This window comes from Streptomyces flavofungini (genome assembly GCF_014650815.1).
In the GTDB taxonomy this organism is placed as follows: domain Bacteria; phylum Actinomycetota; class Actinomycetes; order Streptomycetales; family Streptomycetaceae; genus Streptomyces; species Streptomyces flavofungini.
The window spans coordinates 88,880-104,221 of the sequence record NZ_BMVR01000005.1 but is presented as its reverse complement, the minus strand read 5'-3'; the positions used below and the strand labels follow the sequence as shown (position 1 = coordinate 104,221).

General features: G+C 71.4%; 15 protein-coding genes. 5 read left to right on the top strand and 10 right to left on the bottom strand.

Annotation, left to right across the window (positions count from 1 at the left end):
- Nucleotides 1–147 precede the first annotated feature (147 nt).
- From rlmB to IE274_RS13860, 6 genes are all read right to left on the bottom strand, one after another.
- Nucleotides 148–1,089, bottom strand: a complete 942-nt coding sequence (gene rlmB / locus IE274_RS13885; protein ID WP_190116027.1) for a 23S rRNA (guanosine(2251)-2'-O)-methyltransferase RlmB — start codon at nucleotides 1,087–1,089, stop codon at nucleotides 148–150.
- 125 nt (nucleotides 1,090–1,214) lie between these two features.
- Nucleotides 1,215–2,618, bottom strand: a complete 1,404-nt coding sequence (gene cysS, locus IE274_RS13880) for a cysteine--tRNA ligase (RefSeq protein WP_190116026.1) — start codon at nucleotides 2,616–2,618, stop codon at nucleotides 1,215–1,217.
- 121 nt (nucleotides 2,619–2,739) lie between these two features.
- A complete protein-coding gene (locus tag IE274_RS13875; protein WP_190116025.1) occupies nucleotides 2,740–3,144 on the bottom strand; it encodes a PPOX class F420-dependent oxidoreductase in 405 nt (134 codons plus the stop codon).
- 148 nt (nucleotides 3,145–3,292) lie between these two features.
- The gene (ispF, locus tag IE274_RS13870; protein ID WP_229909529.1) at nucleotides 3,293–3,850 is read right to left on the bottom strand and encodes a 2-C-methyl-D-erythritol 2,4-cyclodiphosphate synthase; all 558 of its coding nucleotides are present in this window, start codon (nucleotides 3,848–3,850) and stop codon (nucleotides 3,293–3,295) included.
- Complete coding sequence (gene ispD, locus IE274_RS13865; RefSeq protein WP_190116024.1) at nucleotides 3,840–4,613, bottom strand: 2-C-methyl-D-erythritol 4-phosphate cytidylyltransferase; 774 nt, start codon at nucleotides 4,611–4,613, stop codon at nucleotides 3,840–3,842. The genes ispF and ispD overlap by 11 nt, the downstream gene beginning before the upstream one ends.
- Nucleotides 4,614–5,059: 446 nt before the next feature.
- A complete protein-coding gene (locus tag IE274_RS13860; protein WP_003953493.1) occupies nucleotides 5,060–5,542 on the bottom strand; it encodes a CarD family transcriptional regulator in 483 nt (160 codons plus the stop codon).
- Between the two features lie 789 nt (nucleotides 5,543–6,331).
- Here IE274_RS13860 and IE274_RS13855 point away from each other — a divergent pair.
- Entirely contained in the window at nucleotides 6,332–7,078 is a 747-nt protein-coding gene (locus IE274_RS13855; protein ID WP_190116023.1) for a copper chaperone PCu(A)C domain-containing protein, read from the top strand.
- A gap of 152 nt (nucleotides 7,079–7,230) precedes the next feature.
- Here the strand turns inward: IE274_RS13855 and phoP are convergent, their stop codons facing one another.
- Both phoP and phoR read right to left on the bottom strand, forming a co-directional pair.
- Nucleotides 7,231–7,911: a two-component system response regulator PhoP gene (gene phoP / locus IE274_RS13850; protein ID WP_190116022.1), complete on the bottom strand. Its 681-nt coding sequence runs from the start codon at nucleotides 7,909–7,911 to the stop codon at nucleotides 7,231–7,233.
- On the bottom strand, nucleotides 7,908–9,224 hold the full coding sequence (gene phoR / locus IE274_RS13845; RefSeq protein WP_190116021.1) for a two-component system sensor histidine kinase PhoR: 1,317 nt from the start codon (nucleotides 9,222–9,224) through the stop codon (nucleotides 7,908–7,910). Before phoR ends, phoP begins: the two co-directional genes overlap by 4 nt.
- A 349-nt stretch (nucleotides 9,225–9,573) precedes the next feature.
- On the opposite strand from phoR, the gene phoU reads away from it, so the two are divergent.
- Nucleotides 9,574–10,254, top strand: coding sequence for a phosphate signaling complex protein PhoU (gene phoU, locus IE274_RS13840; protein ID WP_190116020.1), 681 nt, complete (start codon nucleotides 9,574–9,576; stop codon nucleotides 10,252–10,254).
- A 416-nt stretch (nucleotides 10,255–10,670) separates the two neighbouring features.
- Here phoU and IE274_RS13835 read toward each other — a convergent pair whose 3' ends face one another.
- Nucleotides 10,671–11,432: a phosphoglyceromutase gene (locus IE274_RS13835; RefSeq protein ID WP_190116019.1), complete on the bottom strand. Its 762-nt coding sequence runs from the start codon at nucleotides 11,430–11,432 to the stop codon at nucleotides 10,671–10,673.
- A 153-nt stretch (nucleotides 11,433–11,585) separates the two neighbouring features.
- Here IE274_RS13835 and IE274_RS13830 point away from each other — a divergent pair, with 153 nt between their 5' ends.
- The 3 genes from IE274_RS13830 (at nucleotide 11,586) to IE274_RS13820 (ending at nucleotide 13,538) form a co-directional block, all read left to right on the top strand.
- Nucleotides 11,586–13,016 (top strand): MDR family MFS transporter, encoded by a 1,431-nt coding sequence (locus IE274_RS13830; RefSeq protein WP_190116018.1) that lies wholly within the window; start codon nucleotides 11,586–11,588, stop codon nucleotides 13,014–13,016.
- Nucleotides 13,017–13,023: 7 nt separating this feature from the next.
- Nucleotides 13,024–13,272: a hypothetical protein gene (locus IE274_RS13825; protein ID WP_190116017.1), complete on the top strand. Its 249-nt coding sequence runs from the start codon at nucleotides 13,024–13,026 to the stop codon at nucleotides 13,270–13,272.
- A gap of 65 nt (nucleotides 13,273–13,337) precedes the next feature.
- Entirely contained in the window at nucleotides 13,338–13,538 is a 201-nt protein-coding gene (locus IE274_RS13820; protein WP_190116466.1) for a hypothetical protein, read from the top strand.
- 28 nt (nucleotides 13,539–13,566) lie between these two features.
- Here the strand turns inward: IE274_RS13820 and IE274_RS13815 are convergent, their stop codons facing one another.
- Nucleotides 13,567–15,264 carry a glycosyl hydrolase family 28-related protein gene (locus tag IE274_RS13815; RefSeq protein WP_190116016.1) on the bottom strand — a complete coding sequence of 566 codons (1,698 nt, stop codon included), beginning with the start codon at nucleotides 15,262–15,264 and terminating at the stop codon, nucleotides 13,567–13,569.
- Nucleotides 15,265–15,342 lie beyond the last annotated feature (78 nt).

Here is a 15,342-nt window from a genome sequence, read left to right as displayed (position 1 = left end):
ACCGAGTGATGTGTGGTTTGGACACTGCCTTGACCCACGCCAAATGTCCGGACCCCGTCAAGCAACCGTGACCCGGCAGGTCCGGACGGCCGCCGCACCCGCCGTCCCGCGGGGCGCGGACGGCTCAACCGCCCCGCCCCGCCCGCCTCACCGGCGTCGGCGCGACGCCTCGTACAGCACGACGCCCGCGGCCACACCGGCGTTCAGCGACTCCGCGCCGCCGGGCATCGGGATGCGCACCCGGAAGTCGCAGGTCTCGCCGACGAGCCGGGACAGGCCCTTGCCCTCGCTGCCCACGACGATGACGACCGGGCCCTCCAGGGCCTGCAGGTCACCGATCTCGGACTCGCCGTCGGCGGCGAGGCCGACCACGGCGATGCCCGCCTTCTGGTACGCCTCCAGGGCGCGCGTGAGGTTGGTGGCGCGCGCGACCGGCGTGCGCGCGGCGGTGCCCGCCGACGTCTTCCACGCGCCCGCCGTCATTCCGGCGGCCCGGCGCTCGGGCACCACGACGCCGTGCCCGCCGAAGGCGGAGACGGAGCGGACGACCGCGCCGAGGTTGCGCGGGTCGGTGACGCCGTCCAGGGCGACGATCAGCGGGTCCTCGCCGTTGTCGTAGGCGGCCGCGGCCAGGTCCTCGGGGTGCGCGTACTCGTACGGCGGCACCTGGAGCACGAGGCCCTGGTGGTTGAGGCCGTTGGTCATGCGGTCCAGCTCGGCGCGCGGGGCCTCCATGAGGTGGATGTCGCCGCGCTCACCGGCGAGCTGGAGCGCCTCGCGGACGCGCTCGTCGTTGTCGATGAACTGCTGGACGTACAGCATCGTCGCGGGGACGCCCTCGCGCAGGGCCTCGTAGACGGGGTTGCGGCCGACGACCAGCTCGGAGGTCGACTTGCCGCCCCGGCCGCGCGGCGCCTGCTTGCCGGTGGCGCGGCGCGCCTTGGCGTTGGCGGCGCGCTGCTTGACGTGCCCCTTGCGCATCTCGGCGGGCGGCGTGGGGCCCTTGCCCTCCAGGGCACGGCGTCGCTTTCCGCCGCTGCCGACCTGCGCGCCCTTCTTGCCGGACATGCGGCGGTTGTTAGCGGCCATGACCTACCTGTCTGTGTGAAGCGTGGCTGCGTATCCGCGCTGCTTTCGCGCGGACGCATCTGAAGTCGTCGTATATGCAGTGTGCCGCCCGAGTCCCCGGGCGGCACATCAGCACCTGGTCCGCGCTAGCGCGGACCGAGCGTCCAGCGGGGGCCGGACGGGCTGTCCTCGATGACGAGGCCCGACTGGCTGAGCTGGTCGCGGATGGCGTCGGCGGTGGCCCAGTCCTTGCGGCCGCGGGCGCCTTCGCGCTGTTCCAGGACGAGGCGTACGAGGGTGTCGACCACGCCGTGCAGGTCCTCGCCGCTGTCGCCGTCGCCGCCCGCCCAGTGCTCGTCGAGCGGGTCGAGGCCGAGGACGCCGAGCATGGACCGCACCTCGGCGAGGCGCGCCACGGCGGCTTCCTTGTCGTCGGCGGCGAGCGCGGAGTTGCCCTGCCGGACCGTGGTGTGGACGATCGCGAGCGCCTGCGGGACGCCCAGGTCGTCGTCCATCGCGTCGGCGAACGCGGGCGGCACCTCGGCGGCGGGCTCGACTACGCCCCCGGCCTTCTCCACCACGCGCTGCACGAAGCCCTCGATGCGCGCGAACGCGGACTCGGCCTCGCGCAGGGCCTCCTCGCTGTACTCGATCATCGAGCGGTAGTGCGGGGTGCCCAGGTAGTAGCGCAGGACGATGGGGCGCCAGTGCTTGACCATCTCGGAGACGAGCACGGAGTTGCCGAGCGACTTCGACATCTTCTCGCCGCTCATGGTGACCCAGCCGTTGTGCACCCAGTACTTCGCGAACTCGTCGCCGAAGGCCTTGGCCTGGGCGATCTCGTTCTCGTGGTGCGGGAAGATCAGGTCGATGCCGCCGCCGTGGATGTCGAAGGCGGTGCCCAGGTACTTGTGGGCCATCGCCGAGCACTCCAGGTGCCAGCCCGGACGGCCGCGGCCCCAGGGCGTCTCCCAGCTCGGCTCCCCCGGCTTCGCCGTCTTCCACATGGCGAAGTCGCGCGCGTCGCGCTTGCCGGTCTCGCCCTCGCCCTCGGGCTGGAGCAGGTTGTCCAGCTCCTGGTTGGAGAGCTGCAGGTACCCGGGGAAGGACCGCACGTCGAAGTAGACGTTTCCGTCAGCCTCGTAGGCGTGCCCGCGCTCGATCAGGCCGCGCATCATCTCGATCATCTCGGTGATGTGGCCGGTGGCGCGGGGCTCGTACGTGGGCGGCAGGCAGCCGAGGGCGTCGTAGCCGCTGTTGAAGGCGCGCTCGTTCTCGTAGCCGATGGACCACCAGGGGCGGCCCTGCTCGGCCGACTTCTTGATGATCTTGTCGTCGATGTCCGTGACGTTGCGGATGAACGTCACGTCGTAGCCGCGGTACGCGAACCAGCGGCGCATGATGTCGAAGTTGAGGCCCGACCGGATGTGTCCGATGTGCGGGGCCGCCTGCACCGTGGCGCCACAGAGGTAGATCGAGACACAGCCTTCGACGAGGGGGCTGAAGTCACGGATCTGCCGGGCGCTGGTGTCGTACAGGCGAATCGTCACCACTCCAGGGTAGTGGGCTTGGGGCAGTGCCCCGCGCCCCCTGGGGGACACAGGGCACAGAACTGTGACGTGTGGGGCGCCGAGGAGCCGTTTCCGGCCACCGCGGGCCCCGGGGGCCTCGTCAGATCCTGCCGACGACCTTGCGGGCGCTGACGCGGACGACGACGCGCGGGGCGTCCTGGCCGGACCTGGGGTTGAACTCGGCGTACTTCAGGCCGGTGTACTTCAGCGACAGCTCGTCGATGAGTTCCTGGCCGCCCTCGGTGGTCATGCTCGCGGTGCCGCGGATCTCCGCGTACGCGTAGGGCTCGTCGAAGGGCTGGAGGAGCACCGTCACGCGCGGGTCGCGCCGCAGGTTCTTCTCCTTCTGGCGCTCCAGGGTGGTGGAGAAGATGACGTCGTCGCCGTCGCGCTTCACCCAGACCGGTGACAGCTGGGGGCTGCCGTCGGGCTGGACGGTGGCGACGGTGACGAAGACCGGGGTGTCCAGGAGTGCCTTGAGCTTGGCGGAGAGTTCGGCGGTCACGGTGTCTCCTTCGAAGGGGGCGTCTCGGGGATACGGGTACGCGTACCCGATCTTCCTTGCCCCTACGGGGACCACCGGGGATTTCCGGCCCCGGTGCCCCGTCGGCGTCGCGACGCCGCGCCGCCCCCCTGGACGGGGGAGGCAGGCCTTAGGCCGCGCGGACCACGAGCGCCGTGGCGACCGCCGCGAGCCCGTCGCCCCGCCCCGGGAAGCCGAGCCCGTCCGTGGTCGCCCCGGACACCGTGACCGGCGCGCCCGCCGCGTCCGAGAGCACCTTCTGGGCCTCGTCGCGCCGCTTGCCGATCTTGGGCCGGGGGCCGACGACCTGCACGGCCACATTGCCGATGACGAACCCGGCGTCCCGCACGATCCGCGCGGCCTCGGTGAGCAGCGCGAGCCCGGAGGCTCCCGCCCACTCGGGCCGTCCGGTGCCGAAGTGGGCGCCGAGGTCGCCGAGGCCGGCGGCGGAGAACAGCGCGTTGCAGGCCGCGTGCGCGACGACGTCCGCGTCGGAGTGCCCGGCGAGCCCGGGCCCCTCCCCCTCCCACTTCAGCCCGGCGCACCACAGCTCCCGGCCCTCTTCGAAGGCGTGGATGTCGGTGCCGATGCCGACCTGCGGGAGGGGGTACGGGGAGGTGGGCGCCACCGCACCCGGCCCCGGCTGGGACTGGGGCTGCTGCGGCTGGGGCTGCTGCTCAGAAGCCATCGTTGGCCCTCCTGCGGGCGAGTACGGCCTCGGCGAGGACTAGGTCGAGGGGCCGGGTCACCTTGAACGCCTCCTCGTGGCCTGGCACGAGCACGACCGGCTCGCCGAGCCGTTCCACGAGCCCGGCGCAGTCCGTGGCGCCCTCGCCGACGACGACGGCCTCGTGGGCGCGGAGCAGCGTGGCGCGATCGAAGCCCTGGGGCGTCTGCACGGCGCGCAGCCGGGCGCGCTCGGGCGTGGCCACGACAGGCTCGGGCTCGCCGGGGGCGGCGGGCTCGACCTCCTTGACGGTGTCGGCGACCGGCAGCGCGGGGACGACGGCGGGCGCCCCGTCGCGGACGGCCTCGATGACGCCGTCGACGGTGTCGACGGGGACCAGGGGGCGGGCCGCGTCGTGCACGAGGACGATGTCGATGCCCTGCGGCAGGGCGTCCAGGCCGAGCTTCACGGACTCCTGGCGGGTCGCGCCGCCGGGCACGACGAGGAAGTCGGTGCTCCCCCAGCTACCGCTGGGGGTGCCCCCGGGCAGGGCGTGGTCGGCGAGGAGGGTCTTCACCTCGGGGGCGCCGTCCGGCGGGGCCACGACCACGACGAGGGAGACGGCGCGGGACGCGGCCATGGCGCGTACGGCGTGGATGAGCATGGGCGTGCCGTTCAGGGCACGCAGGGCCTTGGGGGCGCCGGGGCCGAGCCGGACGCCGCGGCCCGCGGCGGGGATGACGGCGGCGGTGCGGGGGCCCGCCGCGGAGGATGCGTCAGACATCGGTTCCGTTCAGGTTTGTGTGCTCGGCCGACATGGGTATGGCCTGGGCGTACCCCCGACCGTAGGTTGGGGGAGTGCCGGGCGCGACGCCTTGACCGGACCCTTCCGTGACATCCGGTCGAGCCTGCTGCCCGAGCCCGGCACGCCAAAGTACCGGGGGATCTTTCCGTATGCGCGAACCGGCGGTGAAGACCGGGGGTACGCGTACGCGCGCCCGGGGTCGACGTCTGCTCGTGAGAACCGGTCGGGTATCGCTGTGCCGGGACGTGGCCCTGCCTCGGCGTACCGCCGGGTCCGGGGACGGACATGCCTCCGGGTACAAACATGCCGCGGTGCCCGGCAACACCTTTCAGGAGTCGGCGGGCACCGCGGCAATGTGTGCGCCAAATTATTCGTCCCGGGACGCACGCCAGGTGGTGTGGCGCTGCGCTGCGTCGGTCAGGACGTCAGGACGCGAGGACCTCGTCGAGCAGGGCCTCGGCCTTGTCCTCGTTCGTGTTCTCCGCGAGGGCCAGCTCGCTCACCAGGATCTGGCGGGCCTTGGCGAGCATGCGCTTCTCACCGGCGGACAGTCCGCGCTCGCGCTCCCGACGCCACAGGTCACGGACAACTTCCGCGACCTTGATGACATCGCCGGAGGCAAGCTTCTCAAGATTTGCCTTGTAACGGCGCGACCAGTTCGTGGGCTCTTCTGCGTACGGTGCGCGCAGTACTTCGAAGACCCGGTCGAGGCCGTCCTGGCCGACCACATCACGCACACCGACGAACTCCGCATTGTCCGCTGGCACACGTACCGTCAAGTCGCCCTGGGCGACCTTCAGCACCAAGTAGGTCTTGTCCACGCCTTTGATCTGGCGAGTTTCGATGGCCTCGATCAGCGCGGCCCCGTGATGGGGATAGACCACGGTGTCGCCAACCTTGAACGTCATGTGACAGGTACCCCTTCCGTGGCTATCCAGGGTAACACGGATACGGCGTCTTCTGAATGGCGTTTTCGCAGGTCAGGGCATATCTCGGGGCTTGACAACAGCAACAGGAACGTGCTGCGCGGGGACTGCGGAAGGGGGTATTCGCAGGTGGGAGCCGCTGTCCGGGGACGGTGAAACACCACCGTCACGCACCCCGGGAGAGCGCCGCAAGGGGACGAACGTCCCGGTTTGCCAGGTTCCCGTAGGTGAACTTCCACTACTCCGTTCGATGAGCGGTGACATGTACGAGTCGACACGGCAGTCGCGTTCGGGATCACTTCCGGATCACTTCGGGATCGCAGTCGGCGACGACCTCGGAGGCAGGTCCGGCGCGAATCCGGAATTGATCAAGAAGCGCGAGCGCCGGTGCGCCCGAACCGCGCTCCGATCCGCCCGGTGACAGGTCCCGTGCGCCATCCACTGATCAATTTCCCGGACCGCCCCGCAATTACTTACCGAAAATCGCCGTAACACCGCCGACCGTGGATTTACGAATGCGGAACGGGCCACGGAACAGGAGCGCTGCGGGAGGGTACGGGACGCCATTGAGGCGAGTGGGACGAGAGCGCCGGACGGGGAGACCGGGAGGCTCGCGGCCCGGAGGGGCGGGTCGGGTGCGGTGGCACGGGAACGGCTCGGTAACCTAAGCCCGCTGACACACCCTTAGGACGGCTTCACCGCCGCCCGCCAGGACGGCGTCAAGGCCGCCCGCCCCTCCGTCCCGCCCACGTTCTAGGAGTTGCCGCCGCCGTGAGCCGCAGCCTTCGACGCGGCGCCATCGCCGCCACCGCCCTCGCGTTCTCGCTCGCCACGCTCACCGCCTGCGGTGCCGGAAACAACGCCCAGACGATCGAGATCAAGCCGGACAACGCGGCGACCGCCGTCGGCGACATCAAGATCCAGAACGCCATGATCATCACTCAGCCCGACCGCGAGGCGACCGGTCCCGCCGTCGTCTCCGCGACGGTCTTCAACAACGGCCGCACCGACCAGACCCTCGAATCGGTCAAGGTCGACGGCACCGGCAAGACGGCCGCGCTGAGCCCCGCCAAGGGTGAGAAGAAGGGCAAGGGCGGCGGCCTGACCATCCCGGCCGGCGGCTCGATCACCATCGGCGGCAAGGACAACGCCTCCGCGGTGCTGCCCAGCAGCCGCGAGTCCGTCGAGGACGGCAACGCGCAGCCGGTCACCTTCGCCTTCAGCAAGACCGGCGACGTGAAGCTGAAGACGTTCGTCGTGCCCGCCGACAGCTACTTCGAGAAGTGGGGCCCGAGCGAGCTCCCGAAGGCCCCGGACGCCAAGCCCTCCGGCAAGCCGTCCGGGAAGCCGTCGGGCAAGCCCTCGGGGTCGCCCTCCGGGAACCCGTCGGGCACGCCGTCCGGGGACGCCCAGGGCGCCGCTGAGGGCACTGACGGCGCCGAGGGTGCCCAGGGCACCCAGGGCGCGGGCACCACGCCGTCCGGCGAGGCCGAGCACGACGGCGCCGCCCAGCACTGACGTACCCGTACGCCGCCTCGTACCGAGGTCGCGTACGCGGGACCGCTGGAGAGCAAGCGGAAGGGCGGGAACCCCGAGGGGTTCCCGCCCTTCCGCGTTGCCGCTCCACGCGCGCGTGGCCGTCGTCGGACGTACGCGCGCGTGGCTGCTGTCTACGGCTCGAACTTGTAGCCGAGGCCGCGGACCGTCACCAGGTAGCGCGGGGCACCCGGGTCCGGCTCGATCTTGGCGCGCAGGCGCTTGACGTGCACGTCGAGGGTCTTGGTGTCACCCACGTAGTCGGCGCCCCAGACGCGGTCGATGAGCTGCATGCGGGTCAGGACGCGGCCCGCGTTGCGCAGCAGCATCTCCAGGAGGTCGAACTCCTTCAGGGGCAGGTCGACCTTGGAGCCGGAGACGGTGACCACGTGGCGGTCGACGTCCATGCGGACCGGTCCCGCCTCCAGAGCCTGCGGGGCGACCTCCTCGGGCTCGCCGCGGCGGCGCAGGACCGCGCGGATGCGGGCCACCAGTTCGCGGGACGAGAAGGGCTTGGTGACGTAGTCATCGGCTCCTATTTCCAGGCCGACGACCTTGTCGATCTCGCTGTCCTTGGCGGTGACCATGATCACCGACACGTTCGAGCGGCTGCGCAGCTGACGGCAGACCTCCGTGCCGGGCAGGCCCGGCAGCATCAGGTCGAGCAGGACGAGGTCGGCGCCGTTGCGCTCGAATTCGTCGAGTCCGTCGGGTCCGGTGGCCGCGATCGCGACCTCGAAGCCCTCCTTGCGGAGCATGTACGACAGGGCGTCGCTGAAGGATTCCTCGTCCTCGACGACGAGCACTCGGGTCACGGAAGGACCTCCGGGGCGGCAGGAATGGGTTCGTATGCGGTTGTGTCGTCGGGCCTGGCGCCCTGGTACGCGCCGTTCGCCGGCAGGCCGTGCCCGGCGCCGCGGTCGCGCGTCGCGCCCGCCTCGGGCAGGCGCAGGGTGAAGGTGGAGCCCTGACCCTCCGAGCTCCACACGGTCACCTCCCCGCCGTGCGAGGCGGCCACGTGCTTGACGATGGCGAGACCGAGGCCGGTGCCGCCGGTGGCGCGGGAGCGGGCCGGGTCGACGCGGTAGAAGCGCTCGAAGATGCGCTCCTTGTCCTTGTCGGAGATCCCGATGCCCTGGTCGGTGACCGCGACCTCGATGAGGTCGCCGCCCGGCGCGGTGACCCGCCGCGCCGCTATGCCGACCCGGGTACGGGCCGGGGAGTAGTTCACGGCGTTCTCGACGAGGTTGCCGAGGGCCGCCGCGAGCTGGCCGCGGTTGCCCCAGACGTGCAGGTCGGCGACCGCCGCCCGGATGCCGGAGCCGCTCTCGGCGGGCGGCGCCGCGGCGCTCCCGACGGTCGCGGCCATGGTGATCTGCTTGGTGCCCGCCTGGTGGCGGCAGCGGTCGATGGCCTCGGCCACCAGCTCGTCGACGCGCACCGGCTCGGCGTCCTCCAGGGGGTCGTCGTTCTGCACCCGGGAGAGGTCGATGAGCTCCTGCACGAGGTTGGTCAGGCGGGTCGCCTCGTTCTGCATCCGGCCCGCGAAGCGCTCGACGGCCTCGGGGTCGTCGGCGGCGTCCATGACGGCTTCGGAGAGCAGCGAGAGCGCCCCCACCGGCGTCTTGAGCTCGTGGCTGACGTTCGCCACGAAGTCGCGGCGCACCGCCTCGATGCGGCGGGCCTCCGTCAGGTCCTCGACGAGCAGCAGGACCAGGCGGGAGCCGAGGGGCGCCACCCGCGCGGAGACCGCGAGCGCGTCGCCCCGGCCCGTGCCCCGGCGCGGCAGATCCAGTTCGACCTGTCGTATCTCACCGTCGCGCCGGGTGTCCCTGGCCATCTGCAGCATCGGCTCGACGGCGAGTTTGCCGCCGCGCACCAGTCCGAGGGCGTACGCCGCGGAACTCGCCTTGACCACGCTGTCCGCCTCGTCCAGGACGACCGCGGAGGAGCGCAGCACGGAGAGGACCGTGTCGACACCGGGGGGCAGGACCGCGTCCGTGTGCAGGGATGTCCGGGTGGGCCTCTTCTGGTCGCGTTCGCTCCAGCGAAACGCCAGCATGGCGATGACGCCGGTGCACACCCCGGCGATCGCTGCCGCTGCGGCGACCGCCGCGTTCACGTCCATGCCTCCAGGTTATGCGCGGTCGGAGTACCGGCCACAGCCATCCGGGTGGCCACTCGAACACTCGTCGCTCAGAGTTCACCGTGGGGACGGCAGTGGTTCATTTCTGCGGGACGCCCCGTCGGACCGGCGGATTCCGGTGTGCGGCACGCGTTCCGGGTGGGGAGCGCGGGTCGCCTCGCGGGGCTCCTGGTGCAGTGTGGCGCATCGGGCGGGTGGCGGGACTCCGTCGCCCATAGTTCACCTTGGCGACAGGGGTGATTCATTTGAGATGACTTAAACGGACGCGTCGGGCCGCCACCGTGGGAGCGTGGGGGTGAGCCCCTGTGACGTACGAGAGAGGGACAGCCACATGCGTGACGCGTACCACGAGGAACTTGACTCGATCGGCGAGGGCCTGGTCGAGATGGCCCGCCTTGTCGGGTCGGCGATCGGGCGCGCCACCACGGCCATGCTCGACGCCGATCTGAAGCTGGCCGAGAGCGTGATCGCCGCCGACCAGAAGGTCGACGACCTGCAGCACGAGCTGGAGGCCCGCGCGATAGCCCTGCTGGCGCGGCAGCAGCCCGTCGCCACCGACCTGCGCATCGTCGTCACCTCGCTGCGGATGAGCGCCGACCTGGAGCGCTCGGGCGACCTGGCCCAGCACGTGGCCAAGCTGGCCCGGCTGCGCTTCCCGGAGTCGGCGGTGCCGCGCGACCTGCACGCGACGATCCTGGAGATGGGCCAGCTCGCGCAGCGCCTGATGGCGAAGGCGGCGGAGGTCATCATCACCAAGGACGTCGATCTGGCGCTGCAGCTGGAGCAGGACGACGACGAGATGGACCTGCTGCACCGCACGCTGTTCCAGCACCTGATGGACGACCGCTGGAAGCACGGCATCGAGACCGCCGTCGACGTGACGCTCCTCGGCCGCTACTACGAGCGCTTCGCGGACCACGCGGTGTCCGTGGCCAAGCGCGTCGTGTACCTGGTGACGGGTGAGCACGCGGACGAGATCCAGCCGGGCTCGGCGCCCGTCGAGGGCGCGTAGCACCTGTCGGCGGGGCACCGGGGTGGGCGCGGAGTCGTGCGCCCACCCCTTTCGCGTGCGTCAGCCGCAACCGCCGCCGCACTGGCACGCGCCGCCGGACTGGCAGCCACAGCTGCAGCCAGGACCGCACTGACAACCGTCGGCACAGGTGTCGGTCTTGGGGGACTCGGCCATGTGTCTCCTCCTCGAAACCTCGAAGGCGTACTGCGAAGGCGTACTGCCTGCCCCTCCATTGCACGCCCGGGGTGGCGGGGCGCGTCAACGGCGCACGCGCGCGCACCCGTTCACCCCGCACCGCAGTCCGCCGCCCGCCCCCTCCCACGCGCCCCCGCGCGTCCGGAATCGCACACAGGAAAAGGGGCTCCACGCGCGCGTGGAGCCCCTTTTTCCGTACGGGGTTTTCCGTACGGGTGCGTTTACTTCTTCTTGCCCTGGTTCTTGACCGCCTCGATCGCCGCCTTCGCGGCGTCCGGGTCGAGGTAGGTGCCGCCGGGGTTCAGGGGCTTGAAGTCGGCGTCCAGTTCGTAGGAGAGGGGGATGCCGGTGGGGATGTTCAGGCCCGCGATGTCGGCGTCGGAGACGCCGTCGAGGTGCTTGACGAGGGCGCGGAGGCTGTTGCCGTGGGCGGCGACGAGGACCGTGCGGCCGGTGAGGAGGTCCGGGACGATGCCGTCGTACCAGTACGGGAGCATGCGGACGACGACGTCCTTGAGGCACTCCGTGCGGGGGCGCAGCTCCGGCGGGATCGTCGCGTAGCGCGGGTCGTCCGACTGGGAGAACTCGGTGCCGTCCTCGAGGGCGGGCGGCGGGGTGTCGTAGGAGCGGCGCCAGAGCATGAACTGCTCCTCGCCGAACTCGGCGAGGGTCTGCGCCTTGTCCTTGCCCTGGAGGGCGCCGTAGTGGCGCTCGTTCAGGCGCCAGCTGCGGTGGACCGGGATCCAGTGCCGGTCAGCCGACTCGAGGGCGAGCTGCGCGGTGCGGATCGCGCGCTTCTGCAGGGAGGTGTGGACCACGTCGGGGAGCAGGCCGGCGTCCTTGAGCAGCTCACCGCCGCGGACCGCCTCCTTCTCGCCCTTCTCGTTCAGATTGACGTCCACCCAGCCGGTGAACAGGTTCTTCGCGTTCCATTCGCTCTCGCCGTGGCGGAGGAGGATCAGCTTGTACGGTGCGTCGGCCATGCCTCTGAGCGTAATCGAACCGCCGGAGGGGTCGCCCCCGGGAGCGATTGACGGTTGCTGTCAATTGAGTGGCGAGAACGTTCCCCCGGGTCGTAAGTTGTGCCTGCCGCCTTAGCCACTTACATGTGCCATTTGTGCCACCCCGGGGGATCCATGTCATTCGTCGCCATGAGACGTGCCGTCAAGGAGTCGGTCTCGGGACTGCCACCGGCTTTCTGGTGGCTGTGGACCAGCACGCTGGTGAACCGCCTGGGCGGCTTCGTCGCCACCTTCATGGCGCTCTACTTGACCGTGGAGCAGGGGTATTCGGCCACGTACGCGGGCCTCGTCGCCGCCCTGCACGGGCTCGGCGGCGTCATCTCCTCGCTCGGCGCGGGCGTCATGACCGACCGGCTCGGGCGGCGGCCCACGCTGCTGATCGCGCAGTTGTCGACGGCCGCGTCCGTGGCGCTGCTCGGGTTCATGACGCACCCGGTGGCGATCGCGGGCGTCGCGTTCCTGGTCGGCATGGCGAGCAACGCCTCCCGTCCGGCCGTGCAGGCGATGCTGGCCGACATCGTGCGGCCCGAGGACCGGGTGCGGGCCTTCTCGCTCAACTACTGGGCGATCAACCTGGGGTTCGCGGTCTCCACGGCGGGCGCGGGCTTCATCGCCTCGTACAGCTACCGCGCGGGCTTCCTCGTCGAGGGCGCGATGACGCTGGTGTGCGCGGTCCTCGTGTTCATGAAGCTGCCGGAGTCCCGGCCGGAGCGCAGCGCGGCGGCCGCGGCGGCCGAGGACGAGGTCGGGCTCGGCACGGTGCTGCGGGACGGGCGGTTCATGGGCGTGGTCGGCCTGTGCTTCCTGGTCGCGCTGATCTTCCAGCAGGGCGCGCTCGGCCTGCCGGTGGCGATGGGCGAGGCGGGCTTCTCGCCGAGCGACTACGGCATGGCCGTCGCCGTGAACGGCGTCATGATCGTCGTGCTGCAGATCCCGGTGACGCGGTTCATCGAGCACCGCGACCCGCAGCGCCTGCTGGTGCTGTCCTCGCTCGTGGCGGGGTACGGCTTCGGGCTCACCGCGTTCGCCGGTTCGGTGGGTGTCTTCGCGCTGACGGTGATGGTGTGGACGCTCGCCGAGATCATCAACGCGCCCACCCAGACGGGCCTGGTCGTGCGGCTCTCGCCGACGCACGGGCGCGGCCGCTACCAGGGCATGTACACGATGTCGTGGGCCGTGGCGGGGCTCGTGGCGCCGCTGATGTCCGGGTTCCTGATCGACCGCCTGGGGGCGGAGTGGCTGTGGGGCGGCTGCGCGCTCGTGGGTACGGTGGCGGCGCTCGGGTATTGGGGTCTGATGCGGGGGCTTCCGGCGGCGCCGGAGGCAGGGGCGGCGGGGCACGATGTCCCGGCACCCGGGCCGACGGTCCCGGAAGCCGCGGTGGCGGCTGGCGCAGTGCCGGAGGCCGCCGTGGCGGCGGGCGCGATGCCGGAAGCCGTGGCGGCGCGGCCCGCGGCACCGGAGGTCCCGGCGCCCGAAGGGGCCGCTCACCGCCGCTACCGTGAGATCAGCGCAGGGCCCACCCAGGGATCCCAGGGAGAGTGACCCGACCATGGCCGAACCACTGAAGACCTTCATCGGCGGCGAGGAGGTCGACGTCCCCAACACCATCCCGGACATCCGCGCCGCCCTGCCCGAGGACCGGCGCGCGGAGTTCGACCGGGCCATCAACGAGGCCGGGGTCGACGAGATCCACTCCGTGATGCGGCACTGGATGCTGCAGTCCGTGCCCGACCCCGAGGCCGAGGCCCTGCTCGACCGGCTCGCCGCCGACGAGGCCGAGAGGCGGAGCATCGCGTGAGCCGTCACCGGAGCCGCAGGTACCGCATCACCTACGCGCCGCCCGCCGACGACACCCTCGCCAAGATGACCGACGCGGACGCCTTCCGGACGGCCATGGAGCGCACGCTCGGACGCGACCCCTACGGGCACGGCTCGACGCCCGTCTCCGTGGACACCGCCGAGCGCGACCGCCGGGAAGCGACCGTCGGCGGCGCGATCGTCCTCTACTACGTGTCGGGTTCGGTCCTCACGGTGACGGTGGTCCGCCTGGTCCCGTTCGGCTGAGCCCCGGCCGCACTCGGCGGGGGCGCCCTCACTCCCCCAGGGCGCGCTGGGCCTCGTACAGGTTCCGGGGCCGGACGGAACCCGGCGAACCGTACGCCTCGATAAGGGAATTGAGCTCTCCGGAGAAGTCCGGTACGTCGATCTGGTCGAACTCGCGGACCCGGGAGATGCCGACCGTGGCACTGTACGGAGCGATGCCGTCAATTTTGACCAGTCCGGCGCGCTGGTTGGTGACGGTGACGTTCCAGTGGGCGAATCGCGCTCCGTAGAGGGGCCCCGCGCTGGCGTCGCCGCCGTGCCGCCCGTCGTTCTCGACGGTGATCTCGGTGCGCACGTTGGCGAACGGCATGCCCCGATGCGTATCGAAGGTGCCCATCTCCATGACGCCCCGGGACCAGACGTTGTACGAGGAGAGCCCCTCCACGTTGATGCCGTGCAACTGGGTCCCGGCGGGCGCGGGCACCGTGCGCCGCTCGATGCGGAAGTCCTCGATCAGGTTGTCGTGCGAGCCCTCGCGGCAGAAGTACGGGTGGTGCGAGCCGCGGCCGCCGACGGCGGTGCGGCGCAGGGTGCAGGCGGAGGCGGCGACCAGGCCGAACCCGTTGTCCACATGGCGTACGCGCACGTCGTCGGCCCAACAGTCGTACGCGCACTGGAAGACGACCCCGTTGTGGCCCTTGTCGAGCAGGTGCGGGGACTGCGGGGTCCGCACCGCCTCCAGGGTGAGCCCTTCGACTCCGGAGCCGGTGAGCGCGGGGACGTGGGTGGTCAGACGGGGGTCCCACTCGGGGCGGACGTCCAGCGGCAGGGGGCGTTCGAAGGTGACGGTGTGCCCCTTGACCTGGGCGATCCGCACGGGCCACTCGTAGGGGACGTACGACGTCAACTTTGTCTTGTCGTCCCAGGTGTACGCCTGCGGGCCGGGGCCGCCGCCCGCCATGTGCTCCAGGAGCGTGTGGTCCGCGTCGTCGGCCAGGCGCAGCAGGACGAGGCTGCCGCGGCGCAGCCGGGAGCTGTCGGCGACGCGGACGGACCAGGAGCCGCGGGTGGCGGGGGCGACCGTGGTGAGGGTGCGCCACTCGTCGCGCTTGTTGCCGGTCCAGCCCTCGAACGGCCAGTCCTCGGCCTTGATGGCGGCCGTGAGGCTGTCCAGGCGGTCGGCCGGGCACAGCCAGATGAGGCCTCCGGCCCAGGACCAGCTCGACTTGTCGCCGCCGTAGCGGCTGCCGTAGGGGCCGATGAGTTCGGTGAGGTTCTTGGTGGCGAGCAGCTTGGTGCGGTCGCTGCCGGCGCCCCGCAGGACGACGTTGTCGTCGCCTATGCGGATGATGTCGTCGACCCGGTACGTGCCCGGCGCGAGCTGGACCGTGCCCCCGCCGGCCCTTCCGGCGGCGGCGAGGGCACGGTTGATGGCGGGCCCCGCGTCCGACCGGGCGTCAGGCCTGGCCCCGTAGTGGTGCACGTGGAACACGCGCTCGGGGCGGGGGAGGTGCCGGGTGCCCCGGCGGGCTCCGGCCCGGCCTACGTAGGGGATCTGGGGGTGGGTGTACGGGGTGCGGGTGAACTCTTGCCAGAGGGTGGCGGGTTGGCCGGGCCGGGGCGCCTGGCGGGGCCGGGGCGCCGCTGTCGCGGCCGGGCCGGTGGCGGCGGTGGCCGGACCGGTGACGGCGGTGGCCGCGACGGCGATGGCTCCGCCGAGGAGTCCGCGTCTGCTGAGGTGTGCCATGCCCGCCCCGCCTCCCGTACATGTACGTGAACGGTGTTCACGTCTACGTTGGGCGGGAGCATGCCATGCCGCTCGGCG